This window comes from Pseudomonas sp. R11F (genome assembly GCF_050312575.1).
Classification (GTDB): domain Bacteria; phylum Pseudomonadota; class Gammaproteobacteria; order Pseudomonadales; family Pseudomonadaceae; genus Aquipseudomonas; species Aquipseudomonas palleroniana.
Map to the genome: position 1 here is coordinate 43,484 of NZ_JBNPJU010000067.1, position 19,266 is coordinate 62,749.

15 protein-coding genes and 1 tRNA gene are annotated in these 19,266 nt (G+C 61.2%); 7 read left to right on the forward strand and 9 right to left on the reverse strand.

The genetic code is table 11. The annotated features are described in order from the left end of the window. The first annotated feature begins 218 nt into the window (after nucleotides 1-218). The 3 genes from ACQRBV_RS20770 (at nucleotide 219) to ACQRBV_RS20780 (ending at nucleotide 3,182) form a co-directional block, all read left to right on the forward strand. Nucleotides 219-2,498 carry an acylase gene (locus ACQRBV_RS20770; protein WP_411984207.1) on the forward strand — a complete coding sequence of 760 codons (2,280 nt, stop codon included), beginning with the start codon at nucleotides 219-221 and terminating at the stop codon, nucleotides 2,496-2,498. Between the two features lie 212 nt (nucleotides 2,499-2,710). After that, nucleotides 2,711-2,784: transfer RNA gene (locus ACQRBV_RS20775), tRNA-Cys, on the forward strand. Between the two features lie 236 nt (nucleotides 2,785-3,020). Further along, a complete protein-coding gene (locus ACQRBV_RS20780) occupies nucleotides 3,021-3,182 on the forward strand; it encodes a hypothetical protein (RefSeq protein ID WP_162843529.1) in 162 nt (53 codons plus the stop codon). 266 nt (nucleotides 3,183-3,448) lie between these two features. On the opposite strand, the gene ACQRBV_RS20785 is transcribed toward ACQRBV_RS20780, so the two are convergent. Next, nucleotides 3,449-4,468, reverse strand: coding sequence for an acyltransferase family protein (locus ACQRBV_RS20785; RefSeq protein ID WP_161547905.1), 1,020 nt, complete (start codon nucleotides 4,466-4,468; stop codon nucleotides 3,449-3,451). Nucleotides 4,469-4,875: 407 nt separating this feature from the next. Here ACQRBV_RS20785 and ACQRBV_RS20790 point away from each other — a divergent pair, with 407 nt between their 5' ends. Further along, on the forward strand, nucleotides 4,876-5,334 hold the full coding sequence (locus tag ACQRBV_RS20790) for an Hsp20 family protein (protein WP_060752735.1): 459 nt from the start codon (nucleotides 4,876-4,878) through the stop codon (nucleotides 5,332-5,334). Nucleotides 5,335-5,567: 233 nt separating this feature from the next. On the opposite strand, the gene ACQRBV_RS20795 is transcribed toward ACQRBV_RS20790, so the two are convergent. The 3 genes from ACQRBV_RS20795 to ACQRBV_RS20805 are packed head-to-tail and all read right to left on the reverse strand — an operon-like array spanning nucleotide 5,568 to nucleotide 9,656. Beyond that, the gene (locus ACQRBV_RS20795) at nucleotides 5,568-6,989 is read right to left on the reverse strand and encodes an efflux transporter outer membrane subunit (protein ID WP_411984206.1); all 1,422 of its coding nucleotides are present in this window, start codon (nucleotides 6,987-6,989) and stop codon (nucleotides 5,568-5,570) included. Further along, nucleotides 6,986-8,554 (reverse strand): DHA2 family efflux MFS transporter permease subunit, encoded by a 1,569-nt coding sequence (locus ACQRBV_RS20800; RefSeq protein WP_411984205.1) that lies wholly within the window; start codon nucleotides 8,552-8,554, stop codon nucleotides 6,986-6,988. Before ACQRBV_RS20800 ends, ACQRBV_RS20795 begins: the two co-directional genes overlap by 4 nt. After that, the gene (locus ACQRBV_RS20805) at nucleotides 8,547-9,656 is read right to left on the reverse strand and encodes an HlyD family secretion protein (RefSeq protein WP_411984204.1); all 1,110 of its coding nucleotides are present in this window, start codon (nucleotides 9,654-9,656) and stop codon (nucleotides 8,547-8,549) included. The genes ACQRBV_RS20800 and ACQRBV_RS20805 overlap by 8 nt, the downstream gene beginning before the upstream one ends. Nucleotides 9,657-9,755: 99 nt before the next feature. Between ACQRBV_RS20805 and ACQRBV_RS20810 the strand changes: the two genes are divergently transcribed. From ACQRBV_RS20810 to ACQRBV_RS20820, 3 genes are all read left to right on the forward strand, one after another. After that, the gene (locus ACQRBV_RS20810) at nucleotides 9,756-10,475 is read left to right on the forward strand and encodes a CerR family C-terminal domain-containing protein (protein ID WP_411984203.1); all 720 of its coding nucleotides are present in this window, start codon (nucleotides 9,756-9,758) and stop codon (nucleotides 10,473-10,475) included. Between the two features lie 165 nt (nucleotides 10,476-10,640). After that, nucleotides 10,641-11,249 (forward strand): LysE family translocator, encoded by a 609-nt coding sequence (locus ACQRBV_RS20815; protein WP_411984202.1) that lies wholly within the window; start codon nucleotides 10,641-10,643, stop codon nucleotides 11,247-11,249. Nucleotides 11,250-11,643: 394 nt separating this feature from the next. Beyond that, a complete protein-coding gene (locus tag ACQRBV_RS20820) occupies nucleotides 11,644-12,627 on the forward strand; it encodes a GlxA family transcriptional regulator (RefSeq protein ID WP_060752741.1) in 984 nt (327 codons plus the stop codon). Between the two features lie 122 nt (nucleotides 12,628-12,749). On the opposite strand, the gene ACQRBV_RS20825 is transcribed toward ACQRBV_RS20820, so the two are convergent. From ACQRBV_RS20825 to ACQRBV_RS20845, 5 genes are read right to left on the reverse strand one after another with little or no spacing between them, the layout of a single operon-like run. Beyond that, nucleotides 12,750-14,009, reverse strand: a complete 1,260-nt coding sequence (locus ACQRBV_RS20825; protein ID WP_411984201.1) for an NAD(P)/FAD-dependent oxidoreductase — start codon at nucleotides 14,007-14,009, stop codon at nucleotides 12,750-12,752. A 2-nt stretch (nucleotides 14,010-14,011) separates the two neighbouring features. Beyond that, nucleotides 14,012-15,583 (reverse strand): aldehyde dehydrogenase (NADP(+)), encoded by a 1,572-nt coding sequence (locus ACQRBV_RS20830; RefSeq protein ID WP_411984200.1) that lies wholly within the window; start codon nucleotides 15,581-15,583, stop codon nucleotides 14,012-14,014. 58 nt (nucleotides 15,584-15,641) lie between these two features. Next, nucleotides 15,642-16,589: a dihydrodipicolinate synthase family protein gene (locus tag ACQRBV_RS20835; protein ID WP_104993885.1), complete on the reverse strand. Its 948-nt coding sequence runs from the start codon at nucleotides 16,587-16,589 to the stop codon at nucleotides 15,642-15,644. A 35-nt stretch (nucleotides 16,590-16,624) separates the two neighbouring features. Then, complete coding sequence (locus tag ACQRBV_RS20840; protein WP_205343921.1) at nucleotides 16,625-17,551, reverse strand: 4-hydroxyproline epimerase; 927 nt, start codon at nucleotides 17,549-17,551, stop codon at nucleotides 16,625-16,627. A gap of 11 nt (nucleotides 17,552-17,562) precedes the next feature. Further along, the gene (locus tag ACQRBV_RS20845) at nucleotides 17,563-19,188 is read right to left on the reverse strand and encodes an APC family permease (protein WP_060752746.1); all 1,626 of its coding nucleotides are present in this window, start codon (nucleotides 19,186-19,188) and stop codon (nucleotides 17,563-17,565) included. Between the last annotated feature and the right edge of the window lie 78 nt (nucleotides 19,189-19,266).

Here is a 19,266-nt window from a genome sequence, read left to right on the forward strand (position 1 = left end):
CAGAGCCTGATCAGGAAAAATGATGGCGCTCTTAGCCAATAAGACGAACGAGCGACGTAAATCATGAAGCGGCAGATGTAGAAAATTTGTCGGTATCACGTTTGTCACAGGTCAAACGCTGCAAATCACCCAGGCCGTGGCTAAATTGTTTCCGGCGGGATGCGTCCTTACGGTGGGGAGGTTTCCCGCGTGTTGTTCAATTTGACTGTGGAGCTTGCGTGATTATTTCCAACGGGTGGGTGAGGGTGTGCCTGGCAGGGGCATTGCTGGGGTCGAGTCTTGCCGCATCGGCACGCGAGCCGCTGGCGCAGGCATCCGCAGAAATCCGCCGCACTACCTACGGCGTGCCGCACATTCGTGCCAATGATGAGCGCGGCCTGGGCTACGGCATCGGCTATGCCTATGCCCAGGACAACCTGTGTCTGTTGGCCAACGAAGTGGTCACCGTGAACGGCGAGCGCGCCAGGTTCTTTGGCCCGGAGCAGGCGACGCTGGAAGAGCGTAACAACCTTGCCAGCGATATCTTTTTCACCTGGCTCAACACCCCTGAGGCGGTTGGCGCTTTCTGGAAGGCGCAGAGCCCGCAGATGCGCCAGCGCATGGAAGGTTATGTCGCGGGCTACAACCGCTATCTGAAAGAGCAGGGCGCACCCGCTCAGTGCCAGGCTGACTGGGTTCGTCCGCTGGTGGTGGAGGATCTGGTCAAGCTGACACGCCGACTGCTGGTGGAAGGCGGCGTCGGCCAATTCGCCGAAGCCCTGGTCGGCGCCGCGCCGCCTCAAGCCACGGCGCGTGTGCAACCTGGCACAAAAGCCTTTGAGCTGGCCGCGGCCCATCAACAGCGCTTCAACCTTGAACGGGGCAGCAATGCGGTGGCGGTTGGCCGCGACCGTTCGTTCAATGGCCGTGGGATGCTGTTGGCCAACCCGCATTTCCCTTGGGTGGGCGGCATGCGCTTTTATGAGATGCACCTGACCATTCCAGGCCAACTGGATGTGATGGGGGCGGCGCTGCCAGGCTTGCCGGTGATCAATATCGGCTTCAACCAGCATGTGGCCTGGACACATACGGTCGACACCTCCAAGCATTTCACCCTGTATCGCCTGACGCTCGACCCCAAGGACTCCACGCGTTACCTGCTCGACGGCAAATCCATCCCCCTGGATAAAACCACGCTGACGGTGCAGGTCAAACAGCCTGGCGGTGGCCTCAAGGCGCAGACGCATACGGTCTATAGCTCGCAGTTCGGCCCCGTGGTGCAATGGCCCGGCAAGCTGGACTGGGACAGCCGCTACGCGTTCAGCCTGCGCGACGCCAACCTGGGCAATGACCGCGTGTTGCAGCAGTGGTACGCGATGAACCGCGCCGCCAGCCTCCAGGAACTTCAGACCTCGGTGCATAGCCTGCAAGGTATTCCGTGGGTCAACACCCTGGCCGCCGACGACCAGGGCCAGAGCCTGTACATGAACCTGTCGGTGGTGCCCAACGTCAGCGCCGCCAAACTCAAACAGTGCAGCGACCCACGGGCCGGCCTGCAAATGATCCTGCTCGATGGCGCCCACAGCGCCTGCGCCTGGGACATCGACCCGCGCGCGGCCCAGCCCGGCATCTTCCCCGCCGACCAATTGCCGCAACTGCAACGCAGCGACTACGTGCAGCATTCCAATGACTCGGCGTGGCTGGTCAATCCCAAGTCGCCATTGACCGGGTTCTCACCGGTGATCAGCCAGGACAACATCGGCCTCGGCCCGCGTGCGCGTTTCGCTGTGCAGCGCCTGCAATCCCTGGAAAAACAGCCGATCAGCGTGAATGATCTGCAAAATATGGTCATGGACAACGAGGTGTACCTCGCCAGCCAAGTGATGCCCGACCTGCTCGAATTCTGCGCCAAACACCTCGGCGCCGACGCCACGGCCTTGCAGCCACTGTGCGCCAGCCTGAAAAACTGGGACCAGCACGCCAACCTCGACAGCGGCCTGGGCCTGGTGCACTTCATCAACCTGGTAGACCACCTGCAGCAAATCCCCGATGCCTGGCGCGTTGCCTTCGACCCAGCCCAACCGCTGACCACGCCGCGTGGCCTGGCCATCGACCGAGCCCCCGTGGCCAAGGTCTTGCGCGAAGCCATGCTCGCGTCGGCGGCAGCCGTGAGCAAACTTGGCCTGAGCCGCTGGGGCGACATCCAAGTCAGCGGCCAAATCCCGATGCACGGCGGCCCGCAACACCTGGGCATCTATAACGCCATGCAAACCGTGCCCCGCGCCGACGGCAAACGCGAAGTCATCAGCGGCACCAGCTACCTGCAAATCGTCACCTTCGACGACAAAGGGCCCCAAGCCCTCGGGCTGTTGGCGTTCTCCGAATCCAGCAACCCCACCTCGCCACATGCCAAGGACCAGACCCAAGCCTTCTCCGATAAAAAACTGCGCCCACTGCCATTCACCGACGCCCAGATCAAGGCCGACCCGCAGTACCAGGAGCAGCGCATCCAGGAGTGAGACAGCCCCGCAACCCCTTGATGCCAATACGAAATATTTTTGAAATCAAGGGGTTGCAGGCAAAAGCAAATGAGTACATAATGGCGCCCATCGAACGCAACGAGGCATTAAAAACCTCAATGTATTCAATGAGTTAGAGTAGAGGCAGGGTTTTATAGCCCACTCAAGTTTATATGCGGTGAATGCCAGTGGTAAGGGCATTGATCGTTTGAGGCCGAGTAGCAAAATGGTTATGCAGCGGATTGCAAATCCGCCTACGCCGGTTCGATTCCGACCTCGGCCTCCACTCTCGAAAGCCCCGCAGCCATTAGGCTGCGGGGTTTTTTTTGTGCCTGCGAATTTTGCTAGGCCAGGCAATTGGGACAATTATCTGCGCGGTTCTGGCCCCACACCTACTTCGAGCCTCGCCATTGCACGAGGCCTTTTGCTTTGCGCCGTTCGTCCAGTGCCCGGCACTCGCTACAACCTGCCGACTCCCATCTTTAAGCGCGGATATCCTGTGCGTTAGAACGGAGAGCCAGCATGGAAATCAACGAGAACGCCCCGGACAATCAGACAGGGCACGATTCGAAGCGCGATGAGGATGGTATTCCATTGCCTCCAGACGATGACGCGCCTCTTGAAGAGGACATGTCGGATGTAGACGCTGCTGATTCAGTGGCGAGCGAGCATCCCGACAACTGAAAATGTGTAATGCGTCGAGCCCGGCCACCGCGCCGGGTTTTTAATTGCCTCGAATTTACCTGTAGTCAGGACAGCTCCAGGGAGGGCTGGGACGCTTGCGTGCGACTATTCGAATCTCGCCTTTTCTATATCACCGTGCTTGCGCTGTAGGTAAATCGTATAGGGCAAGAGGAATGTCTGTAGCTGAATGTACAGACCCTTTTGGCAGCTGGTTACGGCCGTGAGCGCCTGCGTTTTATGCGGCAGGCGTGTCTTCTGTTCCTGCTTCACGCAGAGGTGGAAGCAGGAAGTGCGCCTTTCATTTTGTGCTTTGTGAGCCTTGAAAGAGGACGTTCAATGAAAGTGAAACTTGCATAAGAAACCGCACCGATCCCCAATACAATCAGTGCAAACGTCATCCAGTCACTCAGGTTAAAGGCTAACTGAAATTGAATCAGCAGGCACATTACAAGCACATGGCACAGATAGGTGGAATAGGACCAGTCGCCTAGCTGCCGAAGGAAACCAATGCGCGAGAAGTGTCGCTCTTGAGATACGGCAGCGATTAAAATGACGGCGCAGGGCAGGCCAGATCGGAATGGGTCATGGTTGACTGGCCCGTAGTCGGTTATTTTCCATAGAGCGATAGCTGTCATTAGCGCTGCAAGTGTTGTCGGTATCTTCTGAATAATTCCTTTCTGATAGGCGTAGGCGATGAAGATGCCGAATAAGAACTCATAGACGATTTTGTTCGTAAAAAAAACAAAGTCGCCACCCAGTTCGGGTATGGCTTTTCCAAGCAGAAATACGCCAAGGACGATGGCGGGTATTCTGAACTTCGCAGGAGCGAAGAGTGTAAAAAAGAAGATTGCATAAAATGCCATTTCGTAATTTAAAGTCCAGCCGACCGTAATGATTGGGAATAGCCCAATCCCGGACGGATTCTGCGCTGGAATAAAGAACAAGCTTTTAATCAAGAATATAGGGTCGTACAAGGTCAGAGGCACAATGCCTGGTGCAAACATCAGCAAGGCAGCCGTGATAAGCGTGAATAGCCAATAGGCGGGTGCGATCCTTACGATTCTGTGAAGGGCAAACACCATGGGTGTCTGATTTTTTCCTGAAGCGGATAGATAAATGACAAAGCCGCTAATCACGAAAAATAAATCAACGCCGATAGCGCCGTACTTGAATAACGCAACTGAAACAGTATCGGTAAGTTTGAAGTTGTGCGCGATTTGCATGTAGTGATGAAGGACAACAAGCCATGCAGCCAAAGCTCTGAGTGTCTGTATTGAATTGAGCATTCGTTGGATCATCTGCGCAAAAAGAACGCAGTATACCCGAAAAATCTTTCAAGGCTCGCCGCGCTGGATACACAGTATGGACCTGTTTTATGTGAGATCACCGCGCACTAATGCCGGCTCTCTTTCATTAATGCTCGACAGATCGGTTGATGAGCGCGCTCGTATGCCTGTGACGCCTTCCTCGTTGTCCGCAGTGATCATCAAAACCGCTATACCGCCTGAGCCGTCTTCAGCCTTCAGCAACCGACGTCGATAGGCATCAATCGCCCAAAGCAACCCGATTACGCGAATGTAAAAATTTTTTTCACCCCTCTTGAAATTTTTTTCGGCGCACATAAATTTTCAGCACGCGACGCCGAATGCGGGTCGCGCACTTAATCACTTGGATTTAATCAGGAGATTTCGAGATGGCTACTACCCTTTCGCTGGCCCCTTTGTTCCGTCAATCCGTGGGCTTCGATCGCTTCAATGACCTGTTTGAGTCGGCGCTGCGCAGCGAGGCTCCAAACACCTATCCGCCTCACAACGTGGAAAAGCACGGTGACGACGAATATCGCATTGTCATTGCCGTAGCCGGACTCACTGAAGCGGATCTGGATATCCAGGTCGAGAAGGGCGTCTTGACAGTCGTGGGTGACAAGCGTGAAACCGACAAAGAAGTCACCTATCTGCACCAGGGCATCGCGCAACGGGCATTCCGGTTGTCGTTCCGCCTGGCAGATCACATTGAGGTGCGTGGCGCTTCGATGAACAACGGGCTGTTAAGCATCGACTTGCTGCGTGTGGTGCCTGAAGAGGCCAAGCCTAAACGCATCACGATCGGTGGCGGGAAAGAACCCGAACTACGTCAGGTAAGCTTGCAGTAAGTCAGTGGTAATAAAAAAAGGCGCTCTCAGGAGCGCCTTTTTTTGCTCCGGCGTAACGGTGAGCAACAGATTCTTGCGACCGAGTGCGTCAGACAGCGGGCCGATCAGCAATTGCGAGAGGGAGATGCCGATCGCAAATACGCTGACAGACAATGCAGCGTAATGAATTGCTTGCCTGATCAGCGAAACGTGCGCGGGCTCAGCTGTTGTTGTAGCCCATCCGGAGCACTTGATCAAAGCGTCCACCCCAGCCCCAAGGCCTTGTGCAATGAAGCAAAGTCCTTCAACAACTGCGCATCCCCCGAGATCCGGCTCTCCTGGGCCTGATACCGCGTGCGCTCTGCATCCAGCCAGTCCAGCGTGCTCGCAGTTCCCGCCCGATAACGCTGACGAGTCAGATCGGCCGCACGCACTGCCGAAGACTCCACATTGCGCAACAGCAGCACGTTCTGGCGCTGATGCCCATACCGCGCCAAAGCCACATCCGCATCGCGCAGCGCGCTCAATACCACGCTCTTGTACTGCGCGAGCGCTTCGTCACGTCCGGCCTCGGCACCTTTGACGCTGGCGCTGACGCGGCCGAAATCCAGAGCGTTCCAGGTGATGCGCGGCAGTATCAGCCAACTCCCGTTGTCTTTGCGCACCAAGTGCCCCGGATCACCGGCGGAGAAAGACAAGTCGCCCATCAGGCTCAGTTTGGGGAACCAGTCTGCGGTTTTCTCGCCGATTTGGGCGTAGCTCGACGCCAGTTTGCGTTCGGCCCTGCGAATGTCGGGGCGGGCCTTCAACAGGGTGGCCGGGTCGGCGATGGGGACGGCGGCAGGGAGGGCGGGCAGGGCGCGGGTGGTGCTGAGTTGGCTGTCGAGTTCGCCAGGCTCCAGGCCGCAGAGCAGGTCGAGTTGGTCGAGGGATTCGGCGATGGACGCTTGCAGTGGCAGGCGCTGAGCTTGAGTGTTTTCGGCTTGGGTCAATACTTGCTCAAGCTGCAATTGAGAGGCCACGCCGCGGTCGCGGCGTTGCTGAGTGAGGTTCAAGGCCTGGTTTTCGATCTCGACACTCGCGTCTACCAGCGCCAGGCGTGCCTGCTGGTCGCGCAGGTCGGTATAGGCCTGGACGATCTCGGCCGCGAGTTGTACCTGGGCATCGGCCAACTGCGCCTGCGCCGAGTCAGCCTCTGCCTGTGCGGCTTCGACGGCGCGACGGGTGCCACCGAACAGGTCGGCCTCCCAACTGGCATCGAAGCCTGCAAGGTATAGGCTCAATGGGCCGCGACCGCCGCCACCAGTGCCGCCGAGCGCCGAGGTGTCGGGAGAGCGCAGCCTGAGCATTGCCGCGTCGCCGGTGACCTTGGGCATTGCGTCGGCGCGGGCGCCGCTGAGGCTGGCGCGGGCCTGTTTCACGCGGGCTTGGGCGGTGGCGATGTCGGGGCTGTTTTGCAGGGCTTGTTCGATCAACCCGTTGAGTTGCGAATCGCCCAGTGTCCGCCACCATTGGGCGACGGCAGGTGCGTTTGACGCATGGTTGCCGGCATGGGGCAGACGCCCGGCCGCCAGGGTTTTTGGCGCAACGGTGGGGGCACCTGGATAGTCCGGGCCGACGGTGCAGGCAGACAGCAGGCCGACGGTGAGAAGCAGGGGAAAGCAGCGAGCAATCATCGGGGTACCGTGCGCTTTTTCAGGATGAATATCAGGGGCAGGCACGCCAGCATCGCGAGTCCCAGTACATAGAATGAATCGTTGTAGGCCATCACCGAAGCCTGCCGGGCAATATCATTGGCCAACTGGGCCAGTGCCTGCAGCGGTGCGCTGGATGGATCGCCGGTTTGCGCCAGGTAGCTGGCGGTATGACTTGCCATGTCGGCCTGGGCCAATTGACTGTTGGCTTGGATGCCCTCACGCAGCATGTCGTCATGAAAGTGACTGCGTCGGTCCATCAGCACGCCGAGCAAGGCCAACCCGAGGGTGCCGCCCAAGTTGCGCGACATGTTGTAGAGCCCGGCGGCATCGCCGGCGTCGCGTGTGTCGACTGAGCGCATCGACAGTTGGCTGAGGGGCATCATCACTAGAATCTGCCCAAAGCCGCGTAACAGCTGTGACCACACGAAATCGTGGCCGACGCTGTCAGCGGTGAGCGTGGTGTCCACAAAACAACTGGCCCAATACAGCAACAGACCGGCGCCGACCATCCAGCGCAAGTCGTAGCGACCGAGCATGCGCGGCAGGATCGGCATCAGCATAAATGCCGGAATCCCTGACAGCAGCATGATTGCGCCCGACTGCTGGGCGTTGTAGCCGGACAGAACGCCAAGGAACTGCGGCACCAGATACGCCGTGCCATAGAGCCCGGCCCCCACGGCGGTGGCGATCAACAGCACGCTGCCGAAGCTTTTGTTAAGCACCAGTTGCAGGCGCAGGATCGGTGTACGCGACCTGAACTGCCCGACGGCAATCAGGAAGAAACCCGCCGCCGTAGCGATGCTCAGCCAGGTGATCAACAACGAGTCGAACCAATGCTCGCGCTGGCCCTCCTCAAGCACCACGGTGAGTGAACTGAGGCCCATGGCCAGGCCCAGGATGCCCAGCCAGTCGGCGCTGATGAAGTGTTGTAGGTTCATGCGCTCGGTCGGCAGGCCGGTGATCAGCAGGGTGATCAACGCGATGCTGATGGGCAGGTTGAGAAAGAAGCACCAGCGCCAGTTGATGTTTTCCGTGAGCCAGCCGCCGATCACCGGGCCGAGCAAGGGGCCGAGGATCACGGTCATGCCGAACATCGTGGTGCCGATTGCCAATTGGTGCGGCGGTAGCCGCGTGCGCACGATGCTCTGCGCGGTGGGAATCATCGCACCACCGGCGAAGCCCTGGCCGATGCGCCCGGCGATCATCGCGCCGAGGCTCGCCGACAGGCCGCAGAACATTGAAAACGCGGTGAACATCAAAGCGGTGCCGATCAGGAACCGGCGCAGGCCGAATACTCGTGTCAGCCAGGCGGCCAGGGGGATCATGACTATTTCCGACATCAGGTAACCGGTAGCGATCCAGGTACCTTCGGTGCCGGTGGCCCCGATCTGTCCCTGAATCTGCGGTAATGCCGAGTTGGTGATCGATACGTCCAGCGTCGCCAGCAAGGCGCCCAACGCGCCAGCGGCGACGGCGATCCAGTCCGTCAGCGAGGCGTTGCGCGGTTTCTCGGTGGCTACCTCGGCGATCAGGGCGTCAGCCATGATTGGCGTCCGCGCCGTGGGTGCGGGTGTCTACTTCCACCGTTGCCGACAGGCCGGGCATCAGTGCGATGCGTACATCTTCCGGTATATCCAGGGCGATACGCACCGGCACACGCTGTACGATTTTGGTGAAGTTGCCGGTGGCATTCGACGGCGGTAACAACGCAAATTGTGCGCCGGTGCCAGGCGAGAGACTGTCGATATGCCCCTCCAGCTTACGACCCGGCAGTGCATCCACGTGCACGCTGACGCTTTGGCCTGGGCGCATGTCGCCGATTTGGGTTTCCTTGTAGTTGGCGGTGAGGTAGATCGCACTGATGGGCACCACTGTCAGCAAACGGGTGCCGGGTTGTACGTATTGGCCGACGCGCACGCCACGATCGGCCACCCGGCCATCCAGAGGGCTGCGGATCACCGCGTCATCCACATCCAACTGGCTCTGCGCCTCGCTGGCCTTGGCCACGCCAAGTTGTGCCTGGGCCTGTTTGAGTTGCGCTTGCAGGGTGCCGTAACGCGTTTCGCTGGAGCGCAATGCGGCCTGTTTGGCGGCCACGGTGCTGCGCGCCTGTGCCAGTTGGTTATTGAGTTGGGCCAGACGCTCCTGCGGCTCGGCGCCGGAGCGGGCCAGCGGGGCGTAGCGGGCGACTTCAGTCTGCGCGTGGCGGGCGTCGGCCTGGGCACCTTGCAACTGGGCGCGGGCTTCGGCGATGGTCGAGTCCTGCTGCACCAGGTCGGCCTGGGCCTTGGCGAAGTCGGCCTGACGCGCGGCAATGGTGGCCGTGGCTTCGTCGCTGACCGCCTGATACTTGCGCGCGTCCAGGCGGACCAGCACGTCGCCGCGCTTGATGTTCTGGTTGTCGCTCACCAGGACTTGCGCGACATAGCCGCTGATCTTGGGGGCCACGCTGATACTGTCGGCCTGCAAATAAGCATCGTCGGTGGTCTCGATAAAGCGCCCGGAAAGCCACCACCACGCGGCCCAGCCCAGGCCGACCAGCAACGCGAGGGTCGCGATGCTCAGGAGGATGCGTCGGGCCTTGCCACGCTGGCCATTGACGGTGTCATCAGGAATGACCTGAGGAGAGGGAGGTGCGGCAGACATTGAGGTCACTCCAGATTTATATCAGCTGGAATAAATTCTATTCTTCGCGAATTTTTGTCAACTGGTATATTTTGCTCCGGTAGAGAAAAGGAACGGCACATGGCACGACATAAACCCGCCGCTGAGGGTGGCTATCAGCGTGGTGAAGAAACTCGCGCACGTATCATCGAGGCGGCGATCGTGGTGTTTGGCGAGCGTGGCTACGACCGCGCCTCCACCCGCGACATCGCCACGGCAGCCGGCGTCAACGCCCCGGCGATCCAGTACTATTTCGATGGCAAGGAGGGGGTGTACCTGGAGTGCGTCGAGCATTTGATTACGTTGCTCTGGGGCAAAATGGGCCCCTGCGTGGACGCCGCTGAATGCGCGCTGGGCGATGCGAAGGCTCAAGACAGCACCCTGATCGAAGTGTCGCTGGGCATCCTGGCGACCGTGGTCTCGACGATCCAGGACAGCCCCCAGGCCACGGCCTGGCGCGCCTTTCTCGATCGGCATCAGGCGGGTCTATGCCCTGAAAGCGCGACCATGGCGTTTGAAGATCGCTTCAAGGCGCGTATTGGCCGGGTCATCCGCCAACTGATCGCGCGCCTGGCCGGTTTTCCCGTGGAAGATGAACGCACGGTGATTCACTCCATGGCGCTGTTCACCCAAGGGCTGGCATTTCGGGTACAGAAACCCAAGCTGCTCGAGGCGCTGAAGTGGACGCAAGTGAATCAGAAGGAGATGGAACTGGTGCGGGATGTGGTGTTGATGCAGGCGCGGTTTACGTTGGAGGGGTTGGTCAGGCAGCGTGATTCCTCATCCAGGTCCGCTCCATAGCGTCGAGGCCGGTGATCTTTTGCGGTGTGGCCGTACGGCACCGAAAAAGCCTGATTCTCTCGAGAGCACCTAAGTGTATTCCTCGCTCCGTTCTTAGCTGTACGGGGCGTTCCGTTCGAGAACCCTCTACTGTCGCAGGCATAACAACCGCCAGGATGCCGCGCCATGTTCATGTCTACCAGCCTGCTGTCTGCCTTCGTGCTGTTCGCTTTCGTGTCCTCGATCACCCCGGGCCCCAACAACACCATGTTGCTGGCGTCGGGGGTGAACTTCGGGTTTCGCCGGTCGATGCCGCATGCCCTGGGGATCAGCATTGGCTTCATGGTGCTGGTGATTTCGGTCGGGCTGGGCCTGGGCGAGGTGTTCAAGCTGTTTCCGTGGGCCTACACGGTGTTGCGCTATATGGGCGCGACCTACTTGCTGTATCTGGCGTGGAAGATTGCGACTTCCGCGGGGATGTCCGACAGCAGTGATGAGCAGGGCAAGCCCATGACGTTCCTGGCGGCAGCGGCGTTTCAATGGGTCAACCCCAAGGCATGGATCATGGCGTTGGGCGCGATCACCACCTATACACCGGCCGAGGGTTATATCACCAACGTGCTGGTGATCGCCCTGGTGTTTGCCGTGGTCAACTTGCCCAGCGTGTGTGTCTGGGTGGGCTGTGGCAGCGGCTTGCGCAATGTGTTGCGCGAGCCGCGCTGGTTGCGGTTGTTCAACGGGTTGATGGCTGCGCTGCTGATGGTGTCGTTGTATCCGATGCTCGCGGGCAGTTGATCGGCTTTAAACCGGGGATATGGTCGCCAGCATGCCGATGCCGATGGTCAGCACCAGAAAGCCGAACAGGAAAAGTGCCATCTTGGTCATAACGCCTCCGAAGGGAAGGGGATGGCAGGAACCTGCCTGCCATGCTCGACAAGGGTGTCGGGAGTGAGGCTATTGTCCGCTCGGGGCCGATTTCGATACAGCGGCAGATGCGAAAGAAAAAACCGTATCAGATCACTCTGGGTGTGCAGCGGCGCGGGCTTGCAAAGGGGCCGTGTTTATAAAGATCAGCCCTGCATTCCACGTTTTCGCCGCTTTGACGCACCAATCCTCTAAGATGTCGCCCCAGCACTCAACAATAACAGTGGGCCGACCCTCGATGGAAAGACGCCAGTTCAGCGGTGGTATGAAAGGCAAGAACCTGCGCTACCTCAATGACTCTCCCCAACAGCCGTCGTCGCTCAAGCGCGTCGGCTTTTTGTTGCTTGAACATTTCTCCCTGCCCGCTTTCACCCAGGCCCTCGATACGCTGATCACCGCCAACCTGTTGCGGCCGGAGCTGTTTACGACGCGTACTTTCGGCTTCAGCGATGCCGAGGTGATCAGCGACCTGGGCCTGGTGATCCGCCCCGATGCGCCCCTGCACGCGGCGGTATTGCAGGAGTTGGATCTATTGGTGGTGTGTGGTGGTTTTCGCACCGAACTCAAGGCGGGCGATGAGTTGATACAACTGCTGCGTACCGCCGACGAACTCGGTATCGGCCTCGCCGGCCTGTGGAATGGCGCCTGGTTCCTCGGGCGGGCCGGCCTGCTGGACGGGTACCGCTGCGCCATTCACCCGGAACATCGCCCGGCACTGGCGGAGGTGTCCAAGGCCGCCCAGGTCACCAGCGAGCCCTACGTGATCGACCGCGACCGCCTGACGGCTTCCAGCCCATCGGGGGCCTTCCATATGGCGCTCGACTGGATCAAGGAGCTGCATGGCAAGGCGCTGGTCGAAGGGATCGAAGACATCCTGGCCTTTGAAGAGTCGCGTTATCGTCGGATCAAACCCACCGAGAACGTCTGCGTCAGCGCGCCGTTGCGCGAGGTGGTGAAACTGATGGACGCCAACCTGGAAGAACCCCTCGAGCTCGACCAGCTGGCCGTGTACGCCGGTCGTTCGCGGCGTCAGCTGGAGCGCTTGTTCAAGGAGCAGTTGGGCACCACGCCGCAACGCTATTACATGGAATTGCGCGTGACCGAGGCGCGGCGGTTGCTGCAGCACACCGAGTTGTCCCAAGTCGATGTGCTGGTTGCGTGCGGGTTTGTGTCGCCGAGCCATTTCAGCAAGTGCTACAGCGCCTACTTCGGCTATCGGCCGTCGAAAGAGAAGCGACTGGTCAAGTAGCCCGCGCCAACGCCGCCCAGTGTGGGAGATGTCGAGCTTTAGCGAGGCTTCGATAGGGGCGGCACAATCGATAGAGACGTCACCTGACACACCGCCTTCGCAGCCTCGCTGAAGCTCGACTTTTAGAAACGCTCCAACCGATAGGCTCCCTGAGCCGGTAACCCAGGGTTCAGTGGTTCAGGTTTGAGCAGTTGCACGACCATTTCCGCCGTAACGGCCGCCTGCGTCAGCCCCAGATGCTGATGACCGAACGCAAGCAGCACCTTGCCATCAGCGACGCGATCAATGATCGGCAAAGAGTCGGGCAAAGACGGCCGAAAGCCCATCCAGGGCGTGGCGCCTTGCGTACTCAGGTCCTGGCGAAACAAGCCCTGGCTCAAGCGATGCAATTGCCAGGCGCGCTGCATATTCGGCGGGCGCAGCAGCCCGGCGAATTCCACCGTGCCTGCCAGGCGCAAGCCGCCGAGCATGGGCGTCATGATGAACTTGCGCTCAAAGGAGGTGACTGCGAACGGCAGGCGGTCTTGTTCATGAGGCAGCATCAGGTGATAGCCGCGCTCGGTGTCCAGCGGGACTTTTTTACCGGTCAGCGCAGCGGTAAGCCGGGCCGAATGCGCACCGCAGGCAATCAGCACCTGGCGCGCGGTCAGCACGCCCTGATCCGTCATCAACGAGACGCCATCGGCCTCGACACGCCCATCCACGACGCGCTGCTTGAGAAATTGCACACCCTGGGCCTTGGCGGCCTTGACCAGCTCGCCGACCACGTGAAAAGGGTCGAGAAAGTGGCCGGTGCCTGGAAAAAACAACGCACCCTGGATGCTATTGCTCAATTGCGGCGCCGCCTCGCGCACCGCATCGCCTGACCAGAACGCCACCGCCACATTTTGCTGCTGCATGCGCTCGCGCAATGCCTCAATGGCCGCCTGCGACTCGGCGCGTTCATACACCAGCAACGAGCCGTCTGCACGCAGCAGTTGCGCTTGTTCAATCGACTGCAGCAAGCGCTGCCAGGCCCCGAGGCTGGCCTCATTGAGCGCACGGATGCCCGCCACCGTTTGCCGGTAGCGGGCCGGGCGCAGGTTCAGCAGCAGGCGCGCAAACCAGGGCAGGGCGCGCGGCAGGTATTTCCAGTCCAGGCGCAGTGGGCCCATGGGGTCCATCAGCATGGCCGGCAGGCGTTTGAGGATAGAACTATCGGCAATCGGGAACACCTGCTCGGTCGCCAGGTGCCCGGCATTGCCATAGGAGGCGCCCATGCCCGGGGCCTGCGGGTCGACGACGACCACGCGGTGGCCCTGACGCGCCAATTGCAGGGCACAGGCGACGCCGATAATGCCGGCGCCGACGACCGCGATATCGGCCGTGTTGGAAGCGCCCATGGCTACACCTCTCTCCGGCCGTTGAGCAAGCGCCGCAGCTGCAGCGGATTGGCCTGCTCAAGTGCGTGGGGCAGCAGGCTGTCCGGGAAGTCCTGATAACACACCGGGCGCAGGAAACGCAGGATCGCCGCCGTCCCCACCGAGGTGCTGCGGGCGTCGGAGGTCGCCGGGAACGGGCCACCGTGGACCATGGCGTCGCAGACTTCCACGCCGGTCGGCCAGCCGTTGACCAGCAGGCGCCCGGCTTTGCGTTCAAGCACCGGCAGCAAGGCGCTGGCGCTGGCCAGGTCGTCTGCCTCCAGATGCAGGGTGGCGGTGAGCTGGCCTTCCAGATGCTCGCACACTTGGCGCACTTGCACGTCGTCGGCACACACCACCAGCAGGGCGCTGGCCCCGAAGATCTCCGCTTGCAGGTGCTGGTTGGCGAGAAACGCGTCGGCCTGGGTGATGAACAGATGCGCCTGGCCCTGGTTCGGACCGGTGGCCGGCAACCCCCGGGCGACGACCTGTGCATGTTCCGCCAGTGCACTCACACCGGTGGCATAGGCATTGAAAATGCCGGGTGTGAGCATGGTCTGCGCCGCGCAACATTGCAGTCGCTCGCTCGCGGCACCGATGAAGCGATCCAGCGCCTCGCCTGCGCGGGCAATCAACAAACCGGGGTTGGTACAAAACTGCCCGGCCCCCTGGGTCAACGACGCCACAAAGCCCTCAGCCAACGTGGATGCGCGGGCTTGCAGCGCTGCGGGGAACAGCAGCACCGGATTGATCGAGCTCATCTCGGCGTACACCGGGATGGGTTCGGGCCGCGCCTGCGCCGCCTGGGCCAAGGCCAGACCGCCGCTGCGCGAGCCGGTAAACCCGACGGCCTTGATCCGTGCGTCGGTTACCAGCGCGATCCCTACTTCACGGCCCGAACCGTACAGCAGGGAGAACACGCCCGGCGGCAGACCGCAGGTACTCACCGCCTGGGCTACTGCGCGCCCGACCAGCTCGCTGGTGCCTGGGTGCGCGCCGTGGGCCTTGACGATCACCGGGCATCCCGCCGCCAGCGCCGACGCGGTGTCACCGCCGGCCACGGAAAAGGCCAGCGGGAAATTACTCGCACCGAAAACCGCCACCGGTCCGAGCGGCACCTGGTGTTGACGCAGGTCCGCACGCGGCAGCGGTTGTCGCGCAGGCTCAGCGGTATCCACGCGTACGTCCAGCCATTCACCCGCACGCACGGTGCGCGCGAAGGTGCGCAATTGCCCGCAGGTACGGCCGCGCTCACCCAGGATGCGCTGGGGCGGCAGGCCGGTTTCGGCCACGGCGCGTTCGATCAGTTCGTCGCCGAGCGCCTCGATGTGCTCGGCAATGCTTTCGAGAAAACTCGCACGAACCTCCAGTGAGGTTTCACGAAAGGTGTCGAACGCCGCCCAGGCCAGGGCACAGGCGCGTTCGACGTGCTCGCCACTGCCGCCGTGATAGGCAGGCTCCAGCGGCCTGTTGGTGGCGGGGTTGATGGCCCGGATCGCTTCGCGATTGCCGTAAACGGCGTGCTGTCCGATCAGCATACTGCCCGTCAGAGTCATGGAGTCGTCCTGCAAAAAAGGAAGGGGCCGCCGTGACCCTCACGGCGGCGCGAAAGGCTCAGGCGACGTTCTGTTCAGCCGACCAGTTGGCGTACCACTGGCGGAACAGGGCGTACTGGTTTTCGGCGTAACGGCGTTGAGCGTCACTGAGTACGTCGGTTTCATTGAAGTGCAGGGCGTATTGCCGCTCGCCGTTGAGGACCATCAGGTGCTTGTAATACAGCACCAGGTCACAGCCTTCATCGAACGACGACAACACGCCCAGCGCCGCTTCCAGCTCACGGGCCAGGCGTCGAGCCTTGGCGTCGCCCTTGGCGGCTTGTTTGCTCAGTGCGACCAGTTGCAGCACTTCCCGAGGCAGCGCGTTGCCGATGCCGGTGATGGCGCCGGTGGCGTTGCAGTTGACGAAACCGTGGACTACTTGGGTGTCGACACCCACCATCAGGGTCACGTCATCGTCTTTGGAGGTGATGTTTTCCGCCGCATAACGCAGGTCCGCGCCACCGCCGAATTCCTTGAAGCCGATCAGGTTCGGGTGTTCGCGGCGCAGTTCGAAGAACAGGTCGGCGCGGGTGGCGAAACCGTAGTAAGGGCTGTTGTAGATCACCGCCGGCAGGTTCGGCGCCGCCTTGAGGATCGCCGCAAAGTGAGCCTTCTGCGCGGTGGCGCTGGCACCACGCGACAGCACCCGGGGAATCACCATCAAACCGTGGGCGCCGACCTTGGCCGCATGGGCTGCGTGGGCCACCGCTTCACGGCTGTTCACTGCGCCGGTGCCGACAATCGTCGGTACCCCGGCCGCTACCAGGCGTGCCACACCTTCCTGGCGTTCGGCTTCGGTGAGCAACGGCCAGTCGCCCATCGAGCCGCAATACACCACGGCGCTCATGCCGATATCGATCAGTTCGCGGCCTTTGGCAACCAGCGCATCGAAATCCGGTTTGCGTTCTGTAGTGCACGGGGTCATCAGGGCGGGGATGCAACCGGTGAAGATATTGTCGCTCATTGTTTTAGCTCCGTTCAGTTGAAGAGGCGGGGGGCTCAGATGCCCCAGGCAAAAGGGTCCTGCGCGTCGATCAGCAAGGTGCTGTCGGCGGTCATATAGGCGCGGCCGGTAATGAAGGGGCGCACGTGTTCGCCGTCCCGTTCATAACGGCCTTCGAATTGGCTGCCGGTGATGCTGGCTTGCACCCAGGTTTCACCCTCGGCGAGTTTTCCATCAGCGGCCAGGCACGCGAGTTTGGCGCTGGTGCCGGTGCCGCAAGGCGAGCGGTCGTAAGCGCCGCCGGGGCACATCACGAAGTTGCGGCTGTCGGCCTGGGCGTCATCGGCGAACAGCTCGATATGGTCGATCACGGCACCGTCTGCGCCAGAAATGCCCTGGGTGCGCAGCGCCTTGAGCAGCGTCCGGGTGTAGTCACTCAGGGCGTCGACGTTATCCATCTGCAACGTCTGGCCGTGGTCCGACACCAGGAAAAACCAGTTGCCGCCCCAGGCGATATCGCCCTGCACCACGCCATGCCCAGGCACCTGCACCGACACGGCTTGGCGATAACGATAGGCCGGCACGTTGCGCAGGGTCACGGCACCGTCGGCGTGCAGCGTGGCGGCGACCGGGCCGACTGGCGTGTCGATGTGGTGGACGCCGGGTGCGATATCGCCCAGGTGGTACAGCGAGGCCACCAGGCCGATGGTGCCGTGGCCGCACATGCCGAGGTAGCCGGCGTTATTGAAGAAGATCACCCCGCAGGTCGCGCCGGGTGTGATCGGCGCGCAGTACAGCGCGCCGACCAGCACATCATTGCCACGCGGTTCGAGCAGGCAGGCGCGGCGCCATTGGTCGTGATGGGTGCGCAGATAGTCGAGTTTTTCGGCGAGGGTATCGCCGACCAGTTCAGGAAAGCCGTCCATGACCAGGCGTGTGGGTTCGCCGCCGGTGTGGGAGTCGATAACGTGCAACCGTTTCATAAAACGCTCCATCAAGGGGTAGCCGGGGACAGGGGGGCGCTGTAGTGCGTGGCGCTGACGGCTTCGCTTTCGTCGTCTTCGTTTTCCAGGCGCACGAGGTGCGCAGGCACGCCGGTGGCGGCGCCCCAGTAATAAATCCCCAGGGCGCACGCCGCGACGACCAGCGTGTCGAATGGATGACTGAGCACGCCGATGCCACCGAAACTGCCGAGCTTGGAGAGCAGGATGGTCACCGCGTAGAAACCGATCAGCCAGGCCGACGAGCGCACTTGCTGCTGCAGGTTCAGGTGCGCAGTCGGCACCCACCGGGCACACAGCAGGTACACCGCAAACATCAGGATTTGCAGGCCGAGCAGCCAGGACACGGTGCTCCAGCCGGACCAGTACACGATCAGTGCGGCAATGATGAACGACAGCGGGCCGAGCACCGCCATGCCCTTGACGCGGAACGGGCGCAGCATGTGCGGCGCATTGCGGCGCAGCGCGGCGACGGTCACCGGGGCTACCGCGTAACTGAGGATCAGGGCGGCGGAGACTACATTGATCAGCGCTTCCCAGGAGGGGAACGGCAGGGTCCAGAACACCGACAAGCCAAAGGTCAGCCACAGCGCCGGGCGTGGGATGCCGGACTTTTCATCAATGCGGGTGAAGACCTTGAAGAAGGTGCCGGTCTGCGCCCAGCCGTACACCACACGCGGCGTGGCATTCATGTAGATATTGCCGCAGCCGCTGGGGGAGATCACCGCGTCGGCCACCACCAGGTACGCCAGCCAACCCACACCCAGCGCCAGGGCGATGTCGCGATACGGCAGGGCGAGTTCCTTGCTGATTCCGGCCCAGCCGTCGGCGAGCATTTGCGTCGGCACACCCCCGAGGAAGGCGGTTTGCAGCAACACGTAGATTGCGGTGGACAGCAACACCGAAAGGATCAGTGCAATCGGAATCGTGCGTTGCGGGTTCTTCACTTCACTGGCCACCGAGATGATCGGCGTCAGGCCCAGGTACGCGAAAATCACACCGCCGGCCGACACGGCCATTTCAATCCCCGAAAGACCAAAGGGCGCGAAGCCATGCACCTGGAAATTCTCCGGCTTGAAGAAGGTGAACAGTACGCCGATCACCAGCAGCGGCACGATGAACTTGAACACGCTCACCAGGTTATTGGCGATGGCGAAGGTTTTCACGCTGCGGTAGTTGAGGATGAAAAACAGGCACAGCAGGGCAAACTGCACCAGCCAACCGAGGGTGGTCGGGTCGCTGGAACCGGCTTGGGTCAGCTCGGGAAACCAGGCCGCCGCATATTGGCGCGAGGCAACCACTTCAATCGCCACCAGGCTGGAAAACGCGATCAGCGTGATAAAACCCATCAAGTAGCCGAGCAGTGGGCCGTGGGAATACACCGGGTAGCGCACCACACCCCCGGCTCGGGGCAGGGCGGCGCCGAGTTCGCAGTACACAATGCCCAACAGCAGCACCGCGAAGCCACCCAGCAACCAGGAGAAAATCCCTGCGGGGCCGGCGATTGCAGACACGTGGCTGGCCGCAAACAACCAGCCCGAACCGAAGATGGCGCCCAGCCCGATAAAGGTGAGGTCCATCAGTGAAAGTTGTTTCTTGAACTTGCCTTGAGCAGACATGGCGGCGCCTTCTTGTGAGTTATTGGATAGGCATGCAGTGGCGCTATCCTGAACGCATCAAAGGGGGCGGCGATTGAT

Excerpts from the sequence above, each read along its gene's own strand:
- ACQRBV_RS20815 (WP_411984202.1), top strand. The coding sequence starts at position 10,641 with ATGTTCATGTCTACCAGCCTGCTGTCTGCCTTCGTGCTGTTCGCTTTC.
- ACQRBV_RS20800 (WP_411984205.1), bottom strand. The coding sequence starts at position 8,554 with ATGGCTGACGCCCTGATCGCCGAGGTAGCCACCGAGAAACCGCGCAAC.
- ACQRBV_RS20785 (WP_161547905.1), bottom strand. The coding sequence starts at position 4,468 with ATGCTCAATTCAATACAGACACTCAGAGCTTTGGCTGCATGGCTTGTT.
- ACQRBV_RS20795 (WP_411984206.1), bottom strand. The coding sequence starts at position 6,989 with ATGATTGCTCGCTGCTTTCCCCTGCTTCTCACCGTCGGCCTGCTGTCT.
- ACQRBV_RS20790 (WP_060752735.1), top strand. The coding sequence starts at position 4,876 with ATGGCTACTACCCTTTCGCTGGCCCCTTTGTTCCGTCAATCCGTGGGC.
- ACQRBV_RS20810 (WP_411984203.1), top strand. The coding sequence starts at position 9,756 with ATGGCACGACATAAACCCGCCGCTGAGGGTGGCTATCAGCGTGGTGAA.
- ACQRBV_RS20845 (WP_060752746.1), bottom strand. The coding sequence starts at position 19,188 with ATGTCTGCTCAAGGCAAGTTCAAGAAACAACTTTCACTGATGGACCTC.
- ACQRBV_RS20820 (WP_060752741.1), top strand. The coding sequence starts at position 11,644 with ATGAAAGGCAAGAACCTGCGCTACCTCAATGACTCTCCCCAACAGCCG.
- ACQRBV_RS20840 (WP_205343921.1), bottom strand. The coding sequence starts at position 17,551 with ATGAAACGGTTGCACGTTATCGACTCCCACACCGGCGGCGAACCCACA.
- ACQRBV_RS20830 (WP_411984200.1), bottom strand. The coding sequence starts at position 15,583 with ATGACTCTGACGGGCAGTATGCTGATCGGACAGCACGCCGTTTACGGC.
- ACQRBV_RS20780 (WP_162843529.1), top strand. The coding sequence starts at position 3,021 with ATGGAAATCAACGAGAACGCCCCGGACAATCAGACAGGGCACGATTCG.
- ACQRBV_RS20835 (WP_104993885.1), bottom strand. The coding sequence starts at position 16,589 with ATGAGCGACAATATCTTCACCGGTTGCATCCCCGCCCTGATGACCCCG.
- ACQRBV_RS20805 (WP_411984204.1), bottom strand. The coding sequence starts at position 9,656 with ATGTCTGCCGCACCTCCCTCTCCTCAGGTCATTCCTGATGACACCGTC.
- ACQRBV_RS20825 (WP_411984201.1), bottom strand. The coding sequence starts at position 14,009 with ATGGGCGCTTCCAACACGGCCGATATCGCGGTCGTCGGCGCCGGCATT.